A 22,828-nucleotide genomic window follows, 5' to 3' on the forward strand; every position below is an offset into this window, starting at 1 on the left:
ACTTCGGTCAATGGGAATCAATGAATGAGAAAGGCCGGAGCGCTGCGTGACAGCGACCCGGCCTCCAGATCAGCGCGGGGCACGCGGCCCCGCGGCAATCACGTCTTCAGCGCGATCAGACCAGCTGAGCCTTCTCGACCAGGCGGGTCACGACCCAGCTCTTGGTCTTGGACAGCGGACGGCCTTCGGCGATCTCGACGACATCACCCATCTTGTACTCGCCCTTTTCATCATGGGCGTGGTACTTGCGCGAGTGAGCGACGATCTTGCCGTACAGCTCATGCTTGGAACGACGCTCGACCAGAACCGTGATGGTCTTGTCGCGCTTGTCGCTGACCACACGACCCACCAGGGTGCGCGTGTTCTTTTCTTGAGCTTGCGTCATCACACGGCTCCCTTCTTCTTCTGGGCCAGGACAGTCTTGACGCGAGCGATGTCGCGACGAGTCTTGCCCAGCACCGAGTGGTTCGTGAGCTGTTGAGTTGCCTTTTGCATGCGCAGGCCGAAATGGGCCTTGAGCAGGTCGGTCACTTCCTTTTCGAGGGCAGCGACGTCCTTGCCACGCAGTTCAGATGCTTTCATGGTGTTCTCTCCAATCAGGTACCGACCTGGCGAGCCACGAAGGTGCAACGCAGGGGCAGCTTTGCAGCAGCCAGCGTGAACGCTTCGCGAGCCAGGACTTCCGGCACACCGTTGACTTCGTAGAGCACCTTGCCAGGCTGAATTTCAGCGACGTAGTACTCAGGATTGCCCTTACCGTTACCCATACGGACTTCGGCAGGCTTCTGCGAGATCGGCTTGTCCGGGAAGATGCGGATGAAGATACGACCACCGCGCTTGATGTGGCGCGAGATCGCACGACGTGCAGCTTCGATCTGACGGGCCGTCAGACGGCCACGTTCAGTTGCCTTCAGGCCGAAATCGCCGAAAGACACGGCAGCGCCGCGGGTAGCAACACCAGTGTTACGACCCTTTTGCTCTTTGCGGTATTTGCGACGAGCTGGTTGCAGCATTGTTATTCTCCTTTGGCCTCGCCAGCAGCCGGAGCGGCGGGCTTGCGCACCACACGCTTGGCAGCGGGCTTGGCATCGCCGGCAGCGGCTTCAGCAGCCGGTGCAGCACCATCACGCGGACCACGATCGCCACCCGGACGGCCACGGCCGGTCGGGGCACCCGGACGGGTGTTGCGACGCGGACGACGGTCATCTTCAGCGCCAGCCGGCGTGTTGATCACCGGAGCATCGCCATTGGCCAGACGGTCGCCACGATAGACCCAGACCTTGACGCCGATGACGCCGTAGGTGGTCTTGGCTTCCGAGGTGCCGTAGTCGATGTCAGCACGCAGGGTGTGCAGGGGCACACGGCCTTCGCGATACCACTCGGTACGAGCGATTTCGATGCCGTTCAGACGACCGGCAGACATGATCTTGATGCCTTGGGCGCCCAGACGCATCGCGTTCTGCATCGCACGCTTCATCGCGCGGCGGAACATGATGCGCTTTTCCAACTGCTGGGTGATCGAGTCGGCGATCAGCTGAGCATCGATTTCAGGCTTGCGCACTTCTTCGATGTTCACTGCCACCGGCACGCCCAGACGCTTGGTCAGTTCGGCCTTCAGGCTTTCAATGTCTTCGCCCTTCTTGCCGATCACCACGCCCGGACGAGCCGAGTAAATGGTGATGCGGGCGTTCTTGGCGGGGCGCTCGATCAGGATGCGCGAGACGGCGGCATTCTTCAGCTTGGCCTTGAGGTACTCACGGACGCGCAGATCTTCGGCCAGCATCGTGGCGAAGTTCTGGTTGTTCGCGTACCAGCGCGACGCCCAGTTACGGGTGACGGGCAGGCGGAAGCCGGTTGGGTGGATTTTTTGTCCCATAGTCTTCCTTAGCCTCAGTTACCGACCGAGACGAAAATGTGGCACGTGGGCTTGCTGATGCGATTGCCGCGGCCCTTGGCACGGGCAGAGAAGCGCTTCAGCGTGGCACCTTGCTCCACATAGATCGAGGTGACCTTGAGCTCATCGATGTCAGCGCCGTCGTTGTGCTCGGCGTTGGCGATGGCGCTTTCCAGCGCCTTCTTGATGATCAGGGCCGCCTTCTTCTGGGTGAATTCCAGGATGTTCAGCGCTTGGTCCACCTTCTTGCCGCGGATCATGTCCGCCACGAGGCGGCCCTTGTCACACGAGAGGCGAACACCGCGAACGATTGCTTTGGTTTCCATCGTTGGCATCCTTACTTCTTCCCGGCCTTCTTGTCGGCCGGATGGCCTTTGAAGGTGCGGGTCAGTGCGAATTCACCCAGCTTGTGGCCGACCATCTGGTCCGACACATAAACCGGCACGTGCTGCTTGCCGTTGTGCACAGCGATCGTCAGACCGATGAACTCGGGCAGGATCGTCGAGCGACGCGACCAGGTCTTGATGGGCTTCTTGTCCTTGTTGGCAACCGCCTTGTCGACCTTGGCCAACAGGTGGCCGTCAACGAACGGGCCCTTCTTCAGTGAACGAGTCATGGCCTACCCTTTACTTCTTGCGACGCGAAACGATGAACGTCTGCGTGCGCTTGTTGTTACGAGTGCGGTAGCCCTTCGTGAGGGTGTTCCACGGCGACACAGGCGCCTGGCCTTCACCGGTACGACCTTCACCACCACCGTGCGGGTGATCCACCGGGTTCATTGCCACACCGCGAACGGTCGGGCGGATACCCTTCCAGCGGATCGCGCCGGCCTTGCCGTACTGGCGCAGGCTGTGCTCTTCGTTGGAGACCTCGCCAATCGTGGCGCGGCAGTCGATGTGGATGCGACGGACTTCACCTGAACGCAGGCGGACCTGAGCGTAGGTGCCTTCACGGGCCATCAGCACAGCAGACGTACCAGCCGAGCGAATGATCTGCGCGCCCTTGCCAGGCAGCAGTTCAATGCAATGGATGGTCGAACCCACCGGGATGTTGCGGATCGGCAGCGTGTTGCCGGCCTTGATCGGGGCTTCAGCGCCGCTCAAGATCGTCGCACCGACTTCCAGACCACGCGGGGCGATCACATAGCGACGCTCACCGTCGGCATAGCACACCAGAGCGATGTGAGCCGTGCGGTTCGGGTCGTATTCAATCGTCTCAACCTTGGCCGGAATACCGTCCTTGTTGCGCTTGAAGTCGACCACGCGGTAGTGGTGCTTGTGACCACCGCCCTTGTGGCGAATCGTGATGTGACCGTTGTTGTTACGGCCAGAATTCTGGATTTGCGGCTCAAGCAAAGCTGCGTGGGGCGCACCCTTGTGCAGATGCTTGTGCACCACCTTCACGACGGCGCGGCGGCCGGGCGAGGTTGGCTTGACTTTAACGACGGCCATTACGCAGCCTCCCCGGAGAAGTTGAGCTCTTGGCCCGCCTTCAACGACACATACGCCTTCTTGACGTGGTCGCGACGGCCAGCACGGCCACCAAAGCGCTTCGTCTTGCCCTTCACATTCACCACGTTCACAGCCTCAACCTCGACCTTGAACATCAGTTCAACAGCGGCCTTGATTTCGGGCTTGGTGGCGTCGCGCAGGACCTTGAACAGCACCTGGTTGTTCTTTTCGGCGATTGCCGTGGCCTTCTCGGAAACGATGGGGGCCAGCAGCACCGAGGCCAGACGGCCTTCAGAATATTTCACAGCGCTCATGCCAGCATCTCCTTGAGTTGCTCCATCGCGGCCTTGGTCACCAGCACCTTCTTGTAGTGAACCAGGGACAGCGGATCGGCGTAACGCGGCTCGCAAACCAGCACATTGGCCAGGTTGCGCGAAGCCAGCGCCAGGTTGTCGTCCACTTCGTCAGCGATCAGCATCACCGAGTCCAGGCCCATGGCCTTGAACTTGGCTGCCAGCAGCTTGGTCTTGGGGGCTTCGAGTGCAATCGAATCCACCACGGCCAGGCGGCCTTCGCGAGCCAGCTGCGAGAGGATGGCGGCCATACCGGCGCGGTACATCTTCTTGTTCAGCTTGTGCGTGAAGTTTTCGTCGGGCATGTTCGGGAAAATCCGACCACCCCCACGCCACAGCGGCGAGGACGTCATACCAGCACGCGCACGACCCGTACCCTTTTGGCGGAACGGCTTCTTCGTCGAGTGATGGACTTGTTCACGGTCCTTCTGGGCACGCGTACCTTGGCGGGCGTTAGCCTGGAAGGCCACGACCACCTGGTGCACCAGGGCTTCGTTGTAATCGCGAGCAAACACGGTGTCAGGAGCGTCCACCTTGGAGGTGGCCTGACCTTGCTCGTTCAGGAGCTCGAGCTGCATCAGTTGGCTCCCTTCTTGACCTTGACCTTGACGGCAGGACGAACGACCACATGGCCATTCTTCGAGCCAGGCACAGCACCGCGGACCAGCAGCAGTTGACGAGCTTCGTCAACGCGCACGATGTCCAGGTTCTGCGTCGTCACGGTTTCGTCGCCCATGTGACCCGTCATCTTCTTGCCGGGGAACACGCGACCAGGATCCTGCGCCATCGAGATGGAGCCAGGAACGTTGTGCGAACGGCTATTACCGTGCGAAGCGCGCTGCGAGCTGAAGTTGTGACGCTTGATGGTGCCGGCAAAGCCCTTACCAATCGAAGTGCCCTGCACGTCAACGACCTGGCCCACTGCGAACAAGGACACAGGCACTTGAGCGCCCGGCTTGTACTCGGCAGCCACATCAGCAGCGACGCGGAATTCCTTCAGGATTTCGCCGGCTTCAACACCCGCCTTGGCGAGGTGGCCAGCTTCCGGCTTGGTGACGCGCGATGCTTTGCGCGTACCGAACGCCACTTGAATGGCGCTGTAGCCGTCAGTCTCTTCGGTCTTGACCTGGGTCACGCGGTTGTTGGACACATCCAGCACCGTCACAGGAACGGCGTCGCCGTCGTCCGTGAAGATGCGCATCATGCCCACCTTGCGGCCCAGCAATCCGAGACGATTGCTAAGACTCATGGTTTTTCTCCAGCCCTCTTGCGAGAGCCTGTTTAAACAAACCCGACATCGATTGGCCGGGCTGCCAGATTGCACCGCACATCAAGGCTTGCGCCCCTCAAAGCGATGCGACAAAACCGCGCAGGCCAAGAGCCCACGCGGGAAAGCTGGCGAGTATAGCGTGAACCCTAGGGTTCCCGCAAGCCGCTGCGCCGCATCCGGCAAAAGAAAGGGCAATCTTGCGATTGCCCTTTTTCGCCGGCGAGGCGCCTTGCGGCACCCGCCAGATTTGACTGCAGTGATTACTGCAGCTTGATTTCGACGTCCACGCCAGCCGGCAGGTCGAGCTTCATCAGCGCGTCAACCGTCTTGTCGGTGGGATCAACGATGTCCATCAGGCGCTGGTGCGTACGGATTTCGAACTGGTCGCGCGAGGTCTTGTTGACGTGCGGCGAACGCAGGATGTCGAAACGCTGCATGCGCGTCGGCAGGGGCACCGGGCCCTTGACGATGGCGCCGGTGCGCTTGGCGGTTTCCACGATTTCCAGAGCCGACTGGTCGATCAGCTTGTAGTCGAAGGCCTTCAGGCGGATGCGGATCTTTTGCTTTTGCATGACTATTCCTTAAAGAACGTGCGGCTCAACTTGCTGTCTTGCCGCGAGTTTTGTGAGGCCGGGGCTGCCAAGGCAGCCCTGACCAGTCACGCAAAAATTAGGCAATGATCGTAGCGACCACGCCCGAACCGACGGTACGGCCACCTTCGCGGATAGCGAAGCGCAGACCGGTTTCCATGGCGATCGGAGCGATCAGCTTCACGGTGATGCTGACGTTGTCGCCAGGCATGACCATTTCCTTGTCCTTGGGCAGCTCAACAGCACCCGTCACGTCCGTCGTGCGGAAGTAGAACTGGGGGCGGTAGTTGTTGAAGAACGGCGTGTGACGGCCGCCTTCTTCCTTGCTCAGGACATAGATCTCGGCCGTGAAGTGCGTGTGCGGCTTGATCGAACCCGGCTTGGCCAGCACTTGGCCACGCTCGACGTCTTCACGCTTGGTGCCGCGCAGCAGGATACCCACGTTGTCGCCTGCTTGACCTTGGTCCAGCAGCTTGCGGAACATTTCCACGCCCGTGACGGTGGTCTTCTGCACGTCGCGGATACCGACGATTTCGATTTCCTCGCCAACCTTGACGATGCCGCGCTCCACGCGACCCGTCACCACCGTGCCGCGACCCGAGATCGAGAACACGTCTTCCACCGGCAGCAGGAACGTGCCGTCAATGGCGCGGTCCGGCTGGGGGATGTACGTGTCCAGCGCATCGGCCAGACGCATGATGGCTTGCTCGCCCAGGTCGCCCGTGTCGCCTTCCAGCGCCAGCTTGGCCGAACCCTTGATGATCGGGGTGTCGTCGCCCGGGAAGTCGTACTTGGACAGCAGCTCGCGCACTTCCATTTCGACCAGCTCCAGCAGCTCGGCGTCGTCCACCATGTCGCACTTGTTCAGGAACACGATGATGTACTTCACGCCCACTTGGCGAGCCAGCAGGATGTGCTCGCGCGTCTGGGGCATCGGGCCGTCAGCGGCCGAGCACACCAGGATCGCGCCGTCCATCTGTGCCGCGCCCGTGATCATGTTCTTCACATAGTCAGCGTGGCCCGGGCAGTCAACGTGAGCGTAGTGGCGGTTGGCCGTTTCGTACTCGACGTGCGCGGTGTTGATCGTGATACCACGGGCCTTTTCTTCAGGAGCCGCGTCGATCTGGTCGTAGGCCTTGGCCTCGCCGCCGAACTTCTTCGACAGCACCGTGGCGATTGCAGCCGTCAGCGTGGTCTTGCCGTGGTCAACGTGACCGATCGTGCCCACATTGACGTGCGGCTTGGTCCGTTCGAATTTACCTTTTGCCATTTCAAATCTCCAGAAAAGAGCATGCGCCAGTCTGTTGGTTTAGCGTTTCCATCGAGCACTTGATTCCCGCCGACTGGCAAACGGGAGAACTTCGATGAAGACGAATCTTGTCTTCCCCAGCGGCACCGGTGGAACTGGCTTTGCCAGGCCACCCGGTGCGCCCCCTTGAGGGGGAGGCGCGTCAAGCGCCTCGGGGTGGTCTTTCTTACTTGCCGCGAGCGGTGATGATGGCGTCAGCCACGTTCTTCGGAGCTTCGCTGTAGTGCTTGAACTCCATCGTGTACGTGGCACGACCTTGCGACATCGAGCGCAGGGTCGTCGAGTAGCCGAACATTTCCGACAGCGGAACCTCGGCCTTGATGACCTTGCCGCCGCCGACCATGTCGTCCATGCCCTGCACCATGCCACGACGGCTGGACAGGTCGCCCATCACGTTACCAGCATAGTCTTCCGGCGTTTCGACTTCCACGGCCATCATCGGCTCCAGGATCACCGGCGAAGCCTTGCGGCAGCCTTCCTTGAAGCCCATCGAGGCCGCCATCTTGAACGCGTTTTCGTTCGAGTCGACTTCGTGGTACGAACCGAAGGTCAGCGTGACCTTCACATCCACGACCGGGAAGCCGGCCAGCACGCCGTTCGGCAGGCTGTCGATGATGCCCTTCTCGACCGCGGGGATGAATTCGCGAGGAACCACACCACCCTTGATCGCGTCGACGAACTCGAAGCCCTTGCCGGCTTCTTGCGGTTCGACGGTCAGCACCACATGGCCGTACTGGCCCTTACCGCCCGACTGACGCACGAACTTGCCTTCCACGTCAGTGGCCGACTTGCGGATGGTTTCGCGGTAGGCCACTTGCGGCTTGCCGACGTTGGCTTCCACGCCGAATTCGCGCTTCATGCGGTCGACAATGATTTCCAGATGGAGCTCGCCCATTCCGGAAATGATGGTCTGGCCCGATTCTTCGTCGGTACGCAGGCGGAACGAAGGATCTTCCTTGGCCAGGCGGCCCAGGGCGATACCCATCTTTTCCTGGTCAGCCTTGGTCTTGGGCTCGACGGCCTGCGAGATCACCGGCTCCGGGAACACCATCTTTTCGAGGGTGATGATCGATTCCGGATCGCAAAGCGTTTCGCCGGTCGTCACGTCCTTCAGGCCCACGCAGGCAGCGATGTCGCCAGCCAGAATTTCCGAGATTTCTTCACGCTGGTTGGCGTGCATCTGCAGAATACGGCCGATACGTTCCTTCTTGCCGCGGATCGGGTTGAACACCGAGTCGCCCGACTTCAGCACGCCCGAATAGACGCGCACGAAGGTCAGCTGGCCCACATACGGGTCCGTCATCAGCTTGAAAGCCAGGGCCGAGAACTTGGCCGTGTCCGAAGCGTCGCGGGTGGTCGGCTGGTCGTCTTCGTCGGTGCCGGGAACCGGCGGGACGTCGATCGGCGACGGCATGAAGTCAATCACGCCGTCCAGCATGCGCTGCACGCCCTTGTTCTTGAAGGCCGTGCCGCAGAACATCGGCTGGATTTCAGCGGCGATGGTGCGCGTACGGATGCCCTGAACAATGTCTTCCTCGGTCAGTTCGCCCGACTCGAGGTACTTGTTCATCATGTCTTCGCTAGACTCTGCGGCCGCTTCGACCATGTTGTCGCGCCACTTTTGCGCATCAGCCAGCATTTCAGCCGGGATGTCGCGGTAGTCGAACTTCATGCCCTGCGATGCCTCGTCCCAGAAGATGGCCTTCATCTTGATCAGGTCGATCACGCCCTTGAAGTTTTCTTCGGCGCCGATCGGCAGAACGATAGGCACCGGGTTTGCCTTCAGGCGCAGCTTCATCTGGTCAACGACCTTGTAGAAGTTGGCACCGGTACGGTCCATCTTGTTCACAAAGGCCAGACGCGGCACCTTGTACTTGTTGGCTTGGCGCCAGACGGTTTCCGACTGCGGCTGCACGCCGCCCACGGCGCAGTACACCATGCAGGCACCGTCCAGGACGCGCATCGAGCGCTCAACTTCAATGGTGAAGTCAACGTGTCCGGGGGTGTCGATGATGTTGATGCGGTGCTCGGGGCGGGCCAGGTCCATGCCCTTCCAGAAGCAGGTCGTGGCAGCGGACGTGATCGTGATGCCACGCTCTTGCTCCTGCTCCATCCAGTCCATGGTGGCCGCGCCATCATGCACTTCACCGATCTTGTGGTTCACGCCCGTGTAAAACAGGATACGTTCGGTCGTGGTGGTCTTGCCAGCATCGATGTGCGCAGAGATACCGATATTGCGGTAGCGCTCGATGGGGGTCTTGCGGGCCATGGTATTGCTCCAAATGCAGTGAGCCGCCATCGGGTTGGTAAAAACCCGAGGCGGCCGAAGGGGTCTAGTTTAGAAGCGGAAGTGCGAGAAAGCCTTGTTGGCTTCAGCCATGCGGTGAACTTCGTCGCGCTTCTTCATCGCGCCGCCACGGCCTTCAGCGGCCTCCAGCAGCTCATTGGCCAGACGCTGTGCCATCGACTTCTCGCCACGCTTGCGGGCGGATTCCTTCAGCCAGCGCATAGCCAGAGCCATGCGACGGACGGGGCGAACTTCCACGGGAACTTGGTAGTTCGCACCGCCGACGCGGCGGGACTTCACTTCAACCATCGGCTTGACGTTGTTCAGGGCGACCATGAACACTTCCAGCGGATCCTTGCCGATCTTCTTTTCGACTTGTTCCAGGGCACCGTAAATGATGCGCTCTGCAACGGCCTTCTTGCCCGATTCCATGATGACGTTCATGAACTTGGACAGATCAACGCTACCGAACTTGGGGTCAGGCAGGATTTCGCGCTTGGGTACTTCGCGACGACGTGGCATGGGAATCTTCCTCTTGCTTCAGTTGGTTCGGGGCTGAGCCCTTCACCGTTGAACGACCACCGACACTGGGGCCATTCACTTACTCGGTTGCTGCGCCCTTCAACGGGTCACACAACCGCTAAACATCCGGCTCAGCTCAAAGGCTGGCCATGACAAGCTCTTTATTGATTACTTCTTCGGGCGCTTCGCGCCGTACTTGGAACGCGACTGCTTGCGATCCTTGACGCCCTGCAGGTCGAGCGAACCGCGCACGATGTGGTAACGCACACCGGGCAAGTCCTTGACCCGGCCGCCGCGCACCAGCACGACGCTGTGCTCTTGCAGGTTGTGGCCTTCACCGCCGATGTACGAGATGACCTCGAAACCGTTGGTCAGGCGCACCTTGGCAACCTTACGCAGAGCCGAATTCGGCTTCTTCGGCGTCGTGGTGTACACGCGGGTGCAAACGCCGCGGCGCTGCGGGCAGTCCTGCATCGCCGGCGACTTGGATTTCGTGACCTCGGCCTGACGGCCTTGGCGCACGAGCTGATTGATAGTTGGCATAAGTAACTTGTTCCCGTTTGAAGTCACACCCCCCAGCAGCGACGGCCACAACGGCCGCAAACCGGGCTGCGCCACCGAATGTCGCCATGTTTTGGAAACGAGCAAACGCACCACGCCGGAGCGCAGTGCGTCGAAGTTTCCAGAAAACCGACGCGCGTAGGCGCAGCAAAGCCTGCTGGAGAGCCGGCGATTGTAGACCAGTCAGGGTTTTCCGCACAAGGGGTGCTTGAGTTGCCATGGAGAACAAGGCCGGAGGCTATGCTGCGCTGCCAATGAATCCACCGCAAATCGTCATCGACACCCAGGTCATCATGGACTGGCTGGTGTTTCGCGAGCCCTCGATTGCGCCGCTGGTCGAGGCCGTCCAGAGCGGCCAAGTTGCCTGGATTGGCACACCAGACATGAAAGCTGAGCTGCTTCACGTGCTGGGCCGAGGTGTGGCGGCCGAGCGAAAGCCCGACCTGACAGCCATCGAGGATGCCTTCGCCCATTGGTGCCGCTCAATCGAGCCGGCGCCGCCAAAAGACCTGCGACTGGCCTGCCGGGATCCGGACGACCAGATGTTTATCGACCTGGCAGTGTCCGCCGGTGCACGCTGGCTGATTTCACGGGACCGCGCCGTGCTGGCGCTTGCCAGGCGGGCGAACAAGCTCTGCGGCCTGACGATCCAGAAACCGGAGCTGTGGATCAAGGCCCAACTCGAAGCGCCGCCTTAAAGAAAAAGGGCTGCCGACCCGGGGGTGCGGCAGCCCTTGTGGCTGAAGAGCCTGGCGCGATTACTCGGCCGCACCCTCGCCCGGCGCATCGATGCTGGACATCTGTGCAGCAGCCAGTTCCTCGGCTTCCTGCATGGCGATGGAGCGGCGCTCGGCGTCGTCCATTTCTTCCTTGGCCTTGCGGGCCAGGTGGAAGGCCATGCCGGTACCGGCGGGTATCAGGCGACCCACGATGACGTTTTCCTTCAAGCCGCGCAGCTCGTCGCGCTTGCCCATGATGGCAGCCTCGGTAAGCACGCGGGTCGTTTCCTGGAAGGAAGCGGCCGAGATGAAGGAGTCGGTCGACAGCGAAGCCTTGGTGATACCCAGCAGCACGTCGGCATGCGTGGCGATCAGCTTGCCTTCGGCACGCAGGCGGTCGTTGGTGTCCAGCAGTTCCGAACGCTCGACCTGCTCACCGACGATGTAGCGCGAGTCGCCCGAGTTCGTGATCTGCACGCGACGCAGCATCTGGCGAACGATCACCTCGATGTGCTTGTCGTTGATCTTCACGCCCTGCAAGCGGTACACGTCCTGCACTTCGTCAACGATGTAGCGGGCCAGCTCTTCGATACCCAGGAGACGCAGGATGTCTTGCGGGTCGGCAGAGCCGTCCACAATCAATTCGCCGCGGTTGACCACCTGGCCTTCGTGCACCAGGATGTTCTTTTCCTTGGGCACCAGCTCTTCGTGCTTCTTGCCATCGGGGTCGGTGATTTCCAGGCGAACCTTGCCCTTGGTCTCCTTGCCGAAGGACACGGTACCGGTCTGCTCGGCCAGCACGCCCACATCCTTGGGCGAACGGGCTTCGAACAGCTCGGCCACGCGCGGCAGACCGCCGGTAATGTCTCGAGTCTTCTGGCCTTCAACCGGGATACGTGCCAGCACTTCGCCCGGCGCCAGTTCCTGGCCATCGCGCACCTGGATCAGCGAGCCGACCTGGAAGGCGATGTTCACCGAGTGATCGGTACCGGGAATCTTGACTTCGTTGCCGTTCGAATCGAGCAGCTTGACCTGAGGACGGATGACCTTGGCAGCACCACGACGCTTCGGATCGATCACCACCAGGGTGGACAGACCGGTCACTTCGTCGACCTGCTTGGCCACGGTCACGCCTTCTTCGACGTTCTCGAACTTCGCCTGACCGGCGAACTCGGTAATGATCGGGCGCGTCAGCGGGTCCCAGTTGGCCAAGATGGTGCCAGCCTTGATGGTCTGGTCGATCTTGATCGACAGGATCGCACCGTACGGCACCTTGTGACGCTCGCGCTCACGACCGTGCTGGTCGGCAATGATGATTTCGCCGGAACGCGAAATCACCACCAACTCGCCCTTGCCGTTGGTCACGTAGCGCATCGTGGCATTGAAGCCGATGATGCCGTCCGACTTGGCTTCGACGCTCGAGGCCACGGCTGCACGCGATGCCGCACCACCGATGTGGAAGGTACGCATGGTCAGCTGGGTGCCCGGCTCACCGATCGACTGTGCAGCGATCACGCCCACGGCCTCACCGGTATTCACCAGGCCACCACGACCCAGATCGCGGCCATAGCACTTGGCGCAGAGGCCGAAGCGCGTGGCGCAGGTCAGCGGGGTGCGGGCCTTGATCTCGTCGACGCCGGCTTGCTCCAGCATGTCCAGCGTGTCTTCGTCCAGCATCTTGCCGGCTTCCAGCACGACGACTTGCGTCTCGGGATGCAGCACGTCGATGGCAGCAACACGACCCAGCACGCGGTCACGCAGGGACTCGATGACTTCACCACCTTCAACCAGCGCGCGCATGGCGATGCCGTTGTCGGTGCCGCAGTCGACCTCGGTGACGACCAGATCCTGGGTCACGTCCACCAGACGGCGGGTCAGGTAGCCCGAGTTCGCGGTCTTCAGCGCCGTATCCGCCAGGCCCTTACGAGCACCGTGGGTGGAGATGAAGTACTGCAGAACGTTCAGGCCTTCGCGGAAGTTCGCCGTGATCGGCGTCTCGATGATCGAGCCGTCAGGCTTGGCCATCAGGCCCCGCATGCCGGACAGCTGGCGAATCTGGGCCGCGCTACCGCGGGCACCGGAGTCGGCCATCATGTAGATGGAGTTGAAAGACTCCTGATCCACTTCCTTGCCGTGACGGTCGATGGTCTTCTGCTTGGACAGCTGGCTCATCATGACCTTGCCGACTTCGTCGCCGGTCTTGCCCCAGATGTCCACGACCTTGTTGTAGCGTTCGCCGGCGGTCACCAGGCCCGAGACGTACTGCTGCTCGATTTCCTTGACTTCCGCTTCGGCGCGGGCGATCAGCTCAACCTTCTGCTTCGGAACCAGCATGTCGTCGATGGCGATCGAGATGCCGGCGCGTGTTGCAAGCTTGAAGCCGCTTTGCAGCAGCTTGTCGGCCAGCACCACGGTTTCCTTCAGGCCGCACTTGCGGAAGGACGTGTTGATCAGGCGCGAGATTTCCTTCTTCTTCAACGCCTTGTTGATGTTCGAGAACGGCAGGCCCTTGGGCAGGATCTCGCTCAGCAACGCACGACCAACGGTTGTGTCGACCAGCTTGGTTTCCGGTACCCATTCACCATCGGCACCCTTGCTGTACTCGGTCAGACGGACCGAGATCTTGGCCGTGATTTCAACAGCACCGTTCTCCAGGGCGCGCAGCATTTCGCTGACGTCCGAGAAGATCAGGCCTTCGCCCTTGGCGTTGATGCGGTCACGGGTGGCGTAGTAAAGGCCCAGCACCACGTCTTGCGACGGGACGATGGACGGTTCACCCGAAGCCGGGAACAGCACGTTGTTGGAGGCCAGCATCAGCGTGCGGGCTTCCATCTGCGCTTCGATCGACAGCGGGACGTGAACGGCCATCTGGTCACCGTCGAAGTCGGCGTTGAAGGCGGCGCAGACCAGCGGATGCAGCTGGATGGCCTTGCCTTCAATCAGCACCGGCTCGAAAGCCTGGATGCCCAGACGGTGCAGCGTCGGTGCGCGGTTCAAGAGAACCGGATGCTCCTTGATGACCTCTTCCAGGATGTCCCAGACCACCGGCGTGCCGGATTCGACTTCCTTCTTTGCGGCCTTGATCGTCGTCGCGATGCCCATGGCTTCGAGGCGCGAGAAGATGAAGGGCTTGAACAGCTCGAGCGCCATCAGCTTCGGAAGACCGCACTGGTGCAGCTTCAGCGTCGGGCCGACGGTAATGACCGAACGACCCGAGTAGTCGACGCGCTTGCCAAGCAAGTTCTGACGGAAGCGACCGCTCTTGCCCTTGATCATGTCGGCCAGCGACTTGAGGGCACGCTTGTTCGCACCGGTCATGGCCTTGCCACGACGGCCGTTGTCCAGCAGCGAGTCGACGGCTTCCTGCAGCATGCGCTTTTCGTTGCGCACGATGATTTCAGGGGCCTTCAACTCCAGCAGACGAGCCAGACGGTTGTTGCGATTGATGACGCGGCGATACAGGTCGTTCAGGTCAGAGGTCGCGAAGCGGCCACCATCCAGAGGCACCAGCGGACGCAGGTCCGGCGGCAGCACGGGCAGCACGTCCAGCACCATCCAGTTCGGCTTGATGCCCGAACGCTTGAAGGCTTCCATCACCTTGAGGCGCTTGGAATTCTTCTTGACCTTGAGTTCCGAGCCGGTCATGTCGTTGCGCAGGCGATCGATCTCGACATCGAGATCCATATCTTCCAGCAACTTCTTGACGCCTTCGGCACCCATCAGCGCGATGAACTCGTCACCGTACTCGATGCGCTTCGCGTCGTAGTCGTCCTCGGTCATGATCGAGAACTTCTTCAGCGGCGTCATGCCCGAATCGACAACGACGTAGGCTTCGAAGTACAGCACGCGTTCGATGTCGCGCAGCGTCATGTCGAGCACCAGGCCCAGACGGCTGGGAAGCGACTTCAGGAACCAGATGTGCGCGCAGGGAGCGGCCAGGTCGATGTGACCCATGCGCTCACGACGAACCTTGGTCTGGGTGACTTCGACGCCGCACTTCTCGCAGATCACGCCACGATGCTTCAGGCGCTTGTACTTGCCGCACAGGCACTCGTAGTCCTTGATCGGGCCGAAGATCTTGGCGCAGAACAGGCCATCACGCTCGGGCTTGAAAGTCCGGTAGTTGATGGTCTCGGGCTTCTTCACTTCGCCGAAGGACCACGAACGGATCTTCTCGGGCGATGCGAGCCCGATTTTGATCGCGTCGAAGTGCTCGTCGGGCGTGAATTGCTTGAACAGGTCCAGCAAACCTTTCATGTGTCTCTCCTGTTCCTAATTAGTTGCGCTCGAGTTCAATGTCGATGCCAAGGGAACGAATTTCCTTGACCAGCACATTGAACGATTCCGGCATGCCGGCTTCGATGGCGTGCTCACCCTTGACGATGGACTCGTAGACCTTGGTCCGGCCATTCACGTCGTCGGACTTCACAGTCAGCATTTCCTGCAGGATGTAAGAGGCGCCATAAGCTTCCAGCGCCCACACTTCCATTTCACCGAAACGCTGGCCACCGAACTGGGCCTTGCCGCCCAGCGGCTGCTGCGTGACAAGCGAGTACGGGCCGGTAGAACGGGCGTGCATCTTGTCGTCGACCAGGTGATGCAGCTTCAGCACGTGCATGTAGCCAACCGTCGTGGGACGCTCGAACTGCTCGCCGGTGCGGCCGTCATACAGGAAGGCCTGCGTACGGGTCGGGGTCAGGCCCTTCTTCGCAGCGATGTCGTCCGGATAGGCCAGCTTCAGCATGCCGCGGATTTCTTCTTCCTTGGCACCGTCGAACACCGGCGTTGCGAACGGCACACCCTTGGACAGGTTGCCGGCCATCTCGATGACTTCGGCGTCGCTCAGCTCGTCAATGCTCTCGGCCTTGCCGCCGTTCTTGTTGTACAGCTCGTCCAGGAACTTGCGCAGTTCGCTGACGGCGGCATGCTGTTGCAGCATGTCGCCGATGCGCTGGCCAATGCCCTTGCCAGCCCAGCCCAGGTGGACTTCCAGCACCTGACCGACGTTCATCCGCGAGGGCACACCCAGCGGGTTCAGAACGATGTCGGCGGTGGTGCCGTCGGCCATGTAAGGCATGTCTTCAACAGGCACGACCTTGGAGACCACGCCCTTGTTGCCGTGACGGCCGGCCATCTTGTCGCCAGGCTGCAGGCGGCGCTTGACGGCCAGGTAGACCTTGACCATCTTCAGCACGCCAGCCGGCAGCTCGTCGCCTTGCGTCAGCTTCTTGCGCTTCTCTTCGAAGGCCAGATCGAACGAGTGACGGGTCTGCTCCAGCGAGTTCTTGATGGACTCGAGCTGGTTGGCGATGTCGTCCTCGGCAGGACGCACGTCGAACCAGTGGAACTTCTCGACGCCAGCCAGGTAGTCCTTGCTGATGACCGTGCCCTTGGCGATCTTCTGCGGGCCGCCGTTGGCCACGCGGCCCACCAGCAGCTTCTCGATACGGTCGAAAGCGTCGCTCTCGACGATGCGCAGCTGGTCGTTCAGGTCCAGGCGGAAGCGCTTCAGCTCGTCGTCAATGATCTGCTGGGCGCGCTTGTCACGCTGGATACCTTCACGGGTGAAGACCTGCACGTCGATGACAGTGCCTTGCGTGCCTTGGTCGACGCGCAGGGACGTGTCCTTCACGTCGGAGGCCTTCTCGCCGAAGATGGCGCGCAGCAGCTTTTCTTCAGGCGTCAGCGTGGTCTCGCCCTTGGGCGTGACCTTGCCCACCAGCACGTCGCCAGGGCCGACTTCTGCACCGACGTACACGATGCCCGACTCGTCCAGGCGAGCCAGTTGCTGCTCGGACAGGTTGGGGATGTCGCGGGTGATTTCTTCGCTGCCAAGCTTGGTGTCACGCGCGTTGACCACCAGCTCCTCGATGTGAATCGAGGTGTAGCGGTCTTCGGCGATCACGCGCTCGGAGATCAGGATCGAGTCTTCGAAGTTGTAGCCATTCCAGGGCATGAACGCCACCAGCATGTTCTGGCCCAGGGCCAGTTCGCCGATGTCGGTCGATGCGCCGTCCGCAATGATGTCTTCCGCTGCGACCTTGTCGCCGCGCTTGACGATCGGACGCTGGTGAATGTTGGTGTTCTGGTTCGAACGCTGATACTTGATCAGGTTGTAGATGTCGACACCAACTTCACCGGCCACGGTCTCGTTGTCGTTGACGCGAATCACGATGCGGTTGGTGTCGACATAGTCGACCACACCGCCGCGACGCGCCGCGACCACGGTACCCGAGTCCTTGGCTGCCACACGCTCGACACCGGTACCCACCAGCGCCTTTTCGGGGCGCAGGGTCGGCACGGCCTGACGCTGCATGTTGGCGCCCATCAGTGCGCGGTTCGCATCGTCGTGCTCGAGGAAGGGCACCAGCGAAGCAGCCACCGACACGATCTGCGTCGGGGCCACGTCCATGTACTGGATGCGTTCCGGCGAGGTCAGCACCGATTCGCCGTTTTCACGGGCAGACACCAGTTCGTCGATCAGCTGGCCTTGCTCGTTCAGCGAGGCGTTCGCCTGGGCGATGACGTACTTGCCTTCTTCGATGGCCGACAGGTAGTCGATCTGGTCGGTGACCTTGCCGTCCACCACGCGACGGTACGGCGTCTCGAGGAAGCCGTATTCGTTCAGCTGGGCGTACAGAGCCAGCGAGTTGATCAGGCCGATGTTCGGGCCTTCCGGCGTTTCGATCGGGCAGACGCGGCCGTAATGGGTCGGGTGCACGTCACGGACTTCGAAGCCGGCGCGCTCGCGTGTCAGACCACCCGGGCCAAGAGCGGAAACACGACGCTTGTGCGTGATTTCCGACAGCGGGTTGGTCTGGTCCATGAACTGCGACAGCTGCGAGGCACCGAAGAATTCCTTCAGTGCAGCCGAGATCGGCTTGCTGTTGATCAGGTCGTGCGGCATCAGGGCCTCGGTCTCGGCCTGGCCCAGACGTTCCTTGACGGCCTTCTCGATACGGGCGAGACCCGAGCGGTACTGGTTCTCAGCCAGTTCGCCCACGCAACGCACGCGACGATTGCCCAGGTGGTCGATGTCGTCGACTTCACCGCGACCATTGCGCAGCTCGACGAGGATCTTGACCACGTCGAGGATGTCCTCGTTGGACAGCACCATGGCGCCTTCCGGCGTGTCGCGACCCACACGGGCGTTGAACTTCATGCGGCCCACGCGCGACAGGTCGTACGTATCGACGCTGTAGAACAGGCGGTTGAACAGCGCTTCCACCGCGTCTTCCGTCGGCGGCTCGCCGGGGCGCATCATGCGGTAGATGGCAACGCGGGCAGCCAGTTGGTCAGCGGTTTCGTCAGCAGCCAGGGTCTGGCTGATGTAGGCGCCTTCGTTCAGCTCGTTCGTGTACAGGCACTGGACTTCCTTGATACCGGCCTGGCGCAGCTTCTTCAAGAGCGCGTCGGTCAGCTCGTCGTTGGCCTTGGCGATGATCTCGCCGGTGTCGCCGTCGACCATGTTCTTGGCCAGCATGCGGCCGACCAGGAAGTCTTCAGGCACCGTCACGTGTTGCGTGCCGGATTGCTCCAGCTGGCGCACATGGCGGGCGGTGATGCGCTTGTCCTTCTCGACGATGACGGCACCGCTCTTGTCGGTGATGTCAAAGCGGGCGACTTCGCCCTTCAGGCGGTCGGCGACGAATTCCATCTGCGCGCCGGCGTCCATCAGACGGAAATTGTCGAAGACGAAGAAGTGCGCAAGGATCTGCTCGGGGTTCAGGCCGATGGCCTTGAGCAGGATCGTGACCGGCATCTTGCGGCGACGGTCGACACGGAAGAACAGCACGTCCTTGGGGTCGAACTCGAAGTCGAGCCACGAACCGCGGTAAGGAATGATGCGGGCCGAGAACAGCAGCTTGCCGGACGAGTGCGTCTTGCCCTTGTCGTGCTCAAAGAACACGCCGGGCGAACGGTGCAGCTGGGAGACGATGACACGCTCGGTGCCATTGACGATGAAGGAGCCGTAGTCGGTCATCAGAGGCACTTCGCCCATGTAGACCTCTTGCTCCTTGATCTCCTTGACGGTCTTCGCCTGCGGCGATTCGCGGTCATAGATGATCATCTGCAGGCGCGCACGAACGGCGGCTGCATAGGTCAAGCCACGTTGTTGGCACTCGCGGGTGTCAAAGGGCGGCTTGGCGATGTTGAATTCGAGGAACTTCATTTCCACGAAACCGTTGTGCGAAACAATCGGGAACGCGGAAAGGAAAGCAGCTTGCAGGCCTTCAGGCTTGCGCTTCGCTGGGGGGGTATCTTTTTGCAGGAAGGCGACGTACGACTCCTTCTGCATGGTGAGCAAATAGGGAACGTTGAGAACGCTCGCTCGCTTGCCGAAGCTCTTGCGGATTCGCTTGCGCTCGGTATAGCTATAGGGGGTTGTTTGCGCCATAAACACTCCGTGTCGAGAGCCCACCCCTGGCCGTGGGACGGGCTTCGTCGGCGACTGGCTACTCGAACCCGATCCAGAACGGATGGCTCGATGCTTGGTGGTTGGCCACTACCAACCGCTGGCGGACAACCCAGGCATTGCACCCGGGCCCGACCAAACCGGCTCTCTGCAGTCGGATCAGAGAGCACTTGAAAGAACCGCGCATCATACCCGAGCGCGAGCCTTTCAACTGTTCTCAACAGGAGTAACCCTTAGACGACTAAAGGGGAGGTCCGAAGGACCGCCCCTTTAGTGTTGTGGAGGGGAGCACCCCTCCCCAAAGTCTTACTTGAGTTCGACCTTGGCGCCGGCTTCTTCCAGCTTCTTCTTGGCGGCTTCGGCGTCGGCCTTGGCGATGCCTTCCTTGACAGCCTTCGGAGCGCCGTCGACCAGGTCCTTGGCTTCCTTCAGACCCAGGCCGGTGATTTCGCGCACGGCCTTGATCACGCCAACCTTGTTCGCGCCGGCTTCCAGCAGAACAACGTTGAACTCGGTCTTTTCTTCAGCAGCAGCAGCGCCACCGCCAGCAGCGCCGCCAGCAGCGGGAGCAGCCATCGAAGCGGCGGACACGCCGAACTTCTCTTCAATTGCCTTGACCAGATCGTTCAGTTCCAGAACGGTCATGCTGTCCAGGGCGGTCAGGAATGCGTCTTTATCGAATGCCATGATGTGTTTCCTAAATACAGATTGGTTGCGTTTGACGATATCGTCGTCTTAGGCTGCAGCAGGGGCTTCAGCAGCGGCTTCAGTAGAAGCAGCGCCTTCACCACGCTTTGCAGACAGGGCTGCCAGCACGGCCGCGGTGCGTTGCACCGGCGACAGCAGCAGGCCGGCGATTTGCGACAGCAGGACTTCCTTGGACGGAACGGAGGCCAGGGCCTTCACACCATCCACATCCAGAGCCTTGCCACCGTAGGCACCACCCTTGATGACGAGCTTGTCGTTGGTCTTGGCAAAGTCAGCGATGACTTTGGCAGCCGCGACAGCGTCTTCCGAAAAGCCGTAGATCAGCGGGCCGACCATGGCATCCGATGCAGCTTCGAACGAAGTGCCTGCGACAGCACGACGTGCCAGGGTGTTCTTCAGCACGTGAAGATACACACCTTGGGCACGCGCAGTGACGCGCAGCTTGTTCAAGGCTTCAACGGTGAGGCCACGGTACTCGGCCAACGCCAAAGTCTGCGACTTGGCTGCTTGCGCGGCCACGTCGGAGACAACAGCTGCCTTCTCGTTGCGATTGAGACTCAAGGTCTACTCCTCACATTACGCCCTCGGTCTTGCGACCTTCGGGCACCGGGATTCAGCGACCTTCTGTTTCGGGAACCTGCGCTCTGTTGAAATTCAACTCGGCGCAAAAATCCTTTGCAGCGGGACCGCCATCTGCGCTGGTTGAGACCGAGGTCTCTGATTAAGCGTTGCCTCCCGGGACTGCGGAGACTTCACACCAGCGGTCTTGGATGACGCGCTGCGAATTTGCATTCGCAACGCCCCACCAATTCATCGGTGCGACGCCAGACTCGCGTCGCCCCTCAATTGAATCAAGCTTAGGCAGCAGCCGATGCGTTGATCGAGCCGATGTCCACGCGGGCGCCAACGCCCATCGTCGACGAAATGGCGACCTTGCGCAGGTAGACGCCCTTGCTCGACGCTGGCTTGCTCTTGTTCAGAGCTTCGATCAGCGCGCGCAGGTTGCCTTCCAGCTTGTCGGTGTCGAACGAGCGACGGCCGATCGTGCCGTGGATGATGCCGGCCTTGTCAACGCGGAACTGGACCTGGCCAGCCTTGGCGTTCTTGACGGCGGTGGCGACGTCCGGGGTCACGGTGCCAACCTTGGGGTTAGGCATCAGGCCGCGCGGACCCAGGATCTGACCCAGGGTACCGACGATACGCATCGTGTCCGGCGAGGCGATGACCACGTCGAAAGGCATGTCGCCAGCCTTGACGCGCTCAGCCAGGTCTTCCATGCCGACGACGTCAGCGCCAGCGGCCTTGGCTTCTTCAGCCTTGGCACCCTGGGCGAAAACGGCGACGCGCTTGGTCTTGCCGGTGCCGTTAGGCAGCACGACAGCGCCACGAACGACTTGGTCCGACTTCTTCGCATCGATGCCGAGTTGCACTGCAACGTCAATCGACTCGTCGAACTTGGCGGTAGCCAGGCTCTTGACCAGGGTCAGAGCGTCATTCAGACCGTACAGCTTGGTGCTTTCGACCTTGCCTTGCAGGGCCTTCTGCTTCTTGGTGAGCTTTGCCATGATCAGACGCCTTCCACGATGATGCCCATCGAGCGGGCCGAGCCAGCGATGGTGCGAACAGCGGCGTCCATACCGGCAGCCGTCAGGTCCTTCTGCTTGATCGTGGCGATCTCTTCCAGCTGAGCGCGGGTCAGCTTGCCGACCTTGTCCAGGTGAGCGCGGGGCGAACCCTTCTCGACCTTGGCCAGCTTCTTGATCAGGGCGGTCGCCGGTGGCGACTTGATCACGAAGGTGAAGCTCTTGTCTGCGAAGGCGGTAATCACCACCGGCAGCTTCATGCCCGGCTCATGGCCCTGCGTCTGGGCGTTGAACGCCTTGCAGAATTCCATGATGTTCAGGCCACGTTGGCCCAGTGCGGGACCGACCGGGGGCGAAGGGTTCGCCTTGCCGGCAGCGACTTGCAGCTTGATAAAGCCGACAATCTTCTTTGCCATGTTTCTCTCCAAACAGTGTCATTGCGGCAAAGCATTGACACCTGAGTGCTAGCGCAAAGGACTGGTTACCTTTGCTCCTCTTGTCCGCATCTCGTTGCGGACTGACTACGGTCGGTAGCAGCGGCCGAAACCGCCAGGCACCGACAGGCCTTAAACCTTCTCGACTTGCCCGAAATCCAGTTCGACCGGCGTGGCACGACCGAAGATCGTGACCGAGACGCGGACCTTGGACTTGTCGTAGTTGACTTCCTCGATCGCGCCGTTGAAGTCGGTGAACGGGCCGTCCTTGACGCGCACGATCTCGCCCACCGTCCACTCGACCTTGGGCCGGGGCTTCTCGATGCCTTCTTGCATCTGGTTGACGATCTTCATGACCTCGGCTTCCGAGATCGGAGCCGGGCGGTTCTTGGCGCCACCGACAAAGCCGGTCACCTTGGAGGTGTGCTTGACCAGGTGCCAGGTGTCGTCTTCCATCGCCATTTCGACCAGCACATAGCCGGGGAAGAAACGACGCTCGGTGACCGACTTCTTGCCGTTCTTGAGCTCAACGACTTCTTCGGTCGGCACCAGGATGCGGCCGAACTTGTCTTGCATGCCGGCGCGGTCGATGCGCTCACGCAGGTTGCGTTCAACAGCCTTTTCCATGCCCGAATAGGCATGCACCACGTACCAGCGCTTGGGCAGGCCAGCGGGGGCTGCAGGAGCTTCTGCACCTGCGACGACGTTCAGTTCTTCACTCATCTCGTCGT

General features: G+C 61.1%; 23 protein-coding genes. 1 reads left to right on the forward strand and 22 read right to left on the reverse strand.

Annotated elements, in window-relative coordinates; genetic code table 11:
* Positions 1-115: 115 nt before the first annotated feature.
* The 15 genes from rpsQ to rpsL form a co-directional block, all read right to left on the reverse strand.
* A complete protein-coding gene (rpsQ, locus tag ABT392_RS17130) occupies positions 116-385 on the reverse strand; it encodes a 30S ribosomal protein S17 (RefSeq protein ID WP_334278444.1) in 270 nt (89 codons plus the stop codon).
* Entirely contained in the window at positions 385-582 is a 198-nt protein-coding gene (gene rpmC, locus ABT392_RS17135) for a 50S ribosomal protein L29 (RefSeq protein WP_334278445.1), read from the reverse strand. Before rpmC ends, rpsQ begins: the two co-directional genes overlap by 1 nt.
* A 14-nt stretch (positions 583-596) precedes the next feature.
* On the reverse strand, positions 597-1,013 hold the full coding sequence (gene rplP, locus ABT392_RS17140; protein WP_334278446.1) for a 50S ribosomal protein L16: 417 nt from the start codon (positions 1,011-1,013) through the stop codon (positions 597-599).
* 2 nt (positions 1,014-1,015) lie between these two features.
* Positions 1,016-1,876: a 30S ribosomal protein S3 gene (gene rpsC, locus ABT392_RS17145; protein ID WP_282824722.1), complete on the reverse strand. Its 861-nt coding sequence runs from the start codon at positions 1,874-1,876 to the stop codon at positions 1,016-1,018.
* Positions 1,877-1,890: 14 nt separating this feature from the next.
* Positions 1,891-2,220 (reverse strand): 50S ribosomal protein L22, encoded by a 330-nt coding sequence (gene rplV / locus ABT392_RS17150; RefSeq protein WP_334278447.1) that lies wholly within the window; start codon positions 2,218-2,220, stop codon positions 1,891-1,893.
* A gap of 11 nt (positions 2,221-2,231) precedes the next feature.
* Entirely contained in the window at positions 2,232-2,510 is a 279-nt protein-coding gene (gene rpsS, locus ABT392_RS17155; RefSeq protein ID WP_282824726.1) for a 30S ribosomal protein S19, read from the reverse strand.
* A gap of 10 nt (positions 2,511-2,520) precedes the next feature.
* Entirely contained in the window at positions 2,521-3,345 is an 825-nt protein-coding gene (rplB, locus tag ABT392_RS17160) for a 50S ribosomal protein L2 (RefSeq protein ID WP_282824728.1), read from the reverse strand.
* Entirely contained in the window at positions 3,345-3,659 is a 315-nt protein-coding gene (gene rplW / locus ABT392_RS17165) for a 50S ribosomal protein L23 (protein ID WP_334278448.1), read from the reverse strand. Before rplW ends, rplB begins: the two co-directional genes overlap by 1 nt.
* Positions 3,656-4,276 carry a 50S ribosomal protein L4 gene (rplD, locus tag ABT392_RS17170; RefSeq protein WP_282824732.1) on the reverse strand — a complete coding sequence of 207 codons (621 nt, stop codon included), beginning with the start codon at positions 4,274-4,276 and terminating at the stop codon, positions 3,656-3,658. The genes rplW and rplD overlap by 4 nt, the downstream gene beginning before the upstream one ends.
* The gene (gene rplC / locus ABT392_RS17175; RefSeq protein ID WP_334278449.1) at positions 4,276-4,947 is read right to left on the reverse strand and encodes a 50S ribosomal protein L3; all 672 of its coding nucleotides are present in this window, start codon (positions 4,945-4,947) and stop codon (positions 4,276-4,278) included. Before rplC ends, rplD begins: the two co-directional genes overlap by 1 nt.
* 281 nt (positions 4,948-5,228) lie before the next feature.
* Positions 5,229-5,540, reverse strand: a complete 312-nt coding sequence (rpsJ, locus tag ABT392_RS17180) for a 30S ribosomal protein S10 (RefSeq protein WP_173121442.1) — start codon at positions 5,538-5,540, stop codon at positions 5,229-5,231.
* A 97-nt stretch (positions 5,541-5,637) separates the two neighbouring features.
* Positions 5,638-6,828 (reverse strand): elongation factor Tu, encoded by a 1,191-nt coding sequence (gene tuf, locus ABT392_RS17185; RefSeq protein ID WP_395385130.1) that lies wholly within the window; start codon positions 6,826-6,828, stop codon positions 5,638-5,640.
* Between the two features lie 205 nt (positions 6,829-7,033).
* Positions 7,034-9,136 (reverse strand): elongation factor G, encoded by a 2,103-nt coding sequence (fusA, locus tag ABT392_RS17190; protein WP_395385133.1) that lies wholly within the window; start codon positions 9,134-9,136, stop codon positions 7,034-7,036.
* A 69-nt stretch (positions 9,137-9,205) separates the two neighbouring features.
* Positions 9,206-9,676, reverse strand: a complete 471-nt coding sequence (gene rpsG / locus ABT392_RS17195) for a 30S ribosomal protein S7 (protein ID WP_056194782.1) — start codon at positions 9,674-9,676, stop codon at positions 9,206-9,208.
* 168 nt (positions 9,677-9,844) lie between these two features.
* Positions 9,845-10,219, reverse strand: coding sequence for a 30S ribosomal protein S12 (rpsL, locus tag ABT392_RS17200; protein WP_282824742.1), 375 nt, complete (start codon positions 10,217-10,219; stop codon positions 9,845-9,847).
* Between the two features lie 236 nt (positions 10,220-10,455).
* On the opposite strand from rpsL, the gene ABT392_RS17205 reads away from it, so the two are divergent.
* Entirely contained in the window at positions 10,456-10,935 is a 480-nt protein-coding gene (locus ABT392_RS17205) for a putative toxin-antitoxin system toxin component, PIN family (RefSeq protein WP_395385131.1), read from the forward strand.
* 60 nt (positions 10,936-10,995) lie between these two features.
* Here the strand turns inward: ABT392_RS17205 and rpoC are convergent, their stop codons facing one another.
* The 7 genes from rpoC to nusG form a co-directional block, all read right to left on the reverse strand.
* Positions 10,996-15,213: a DNA-directed RNA polymerase subunit beta' gene (gene rpoC / locus ABT392_RS17210; protein ID WP_334279890.1), complete on the reverse strand. Its 4,218-nt coding sequence runs from the start codon at positions 15,211-15,213 to the stop codon at positions 10,996-10,998.
* A gap of 19 nt (positions 15,214-15,232) precedes the next feature.
* Positions 15,233-19,354, reverse strand: a complete 4,122-nt coding sequence (rpoB, locus tag ABT392_RS17215; protein WP_334279891.1) for a DNA-directed RNA polymerase subunit beta — start codon at positions 19,352-19,354, stop codon at positions 15,233-15,235.
* A gap of 324 nt (positions 19,355-19,678) precedes the next feature.
* A complete protein-coding gene (rplL, locus tag ABT392_RS17220; RefSeq protein ID WP_334279892.1) occupies positions 19,679-20,059 on the reverse strand; it encodes a 50S ribosomal protein L7/L12 in 381 nt (126 codons plus the stop codon).
* Between the two features lie 48 nt (positions 20,060-20,107).
* On the reverse strand, positions 20,108-20,641 hold the full coding sequence (rplJ, locus tag ABT392_RS17225; RefSeq protein WP_334279893.1) for a 50S ribosomal protein L10: 534 nt from the start codon (positions 20,639-20,641) through the stop codon (positions 20,108-20,110).
* 296 nt (positions 20,642-20,937) lie between these two features.
* Complete coding sequence (rplA, locus tag ABT392_RS17230; protein ID WP_334279894.1) at positions 20,938-21,645, reverse strand: 50S ribosomal protein L1; 708 nt, start codon at positions 21,643-21,645, stop codon at positions 20,938-20,940.
* 2 nt (positions 21,646-21,647) lie between these two features.
* The gene (gene rplK / locus ABT392_RS17235) at positions 21,648-22,079 is read right to left on the reverse strand and encodes a 50S ribosomal protein L11 (protein ID WP_282824755.1); all 432 of its coding nucleotides are present in this window, start codon (positions 22,077-22,079) and stop codon (positions 21,648-21,650) included.
* A gap of 150 nt (positions 22,080-22,229) precedes the next feature.
* Positions 22,230-22,820, reverse strand: coding sequence for a transcription termination/antitermination protein NusG (gene nusG, locus ABT392_RS17240; RefSeq protein ID WP_334279895.1), 591 nt, complete (start codon positions 22,818-22,820; stop codon positions 22,230-22,232).
* Positions 22,821-22,828 lie beyond the last annotated feature (8 nt).

The organism is Paucibacter sp. JuS9, from assembly GCF_044043925.2.
Taxonomy (GTDB): domain Bacteria; phylum Pseudomonadota; class Gammaproteobacteria; order Burkholderiales; family Burkholderiaceae_C; genus JAUASW01.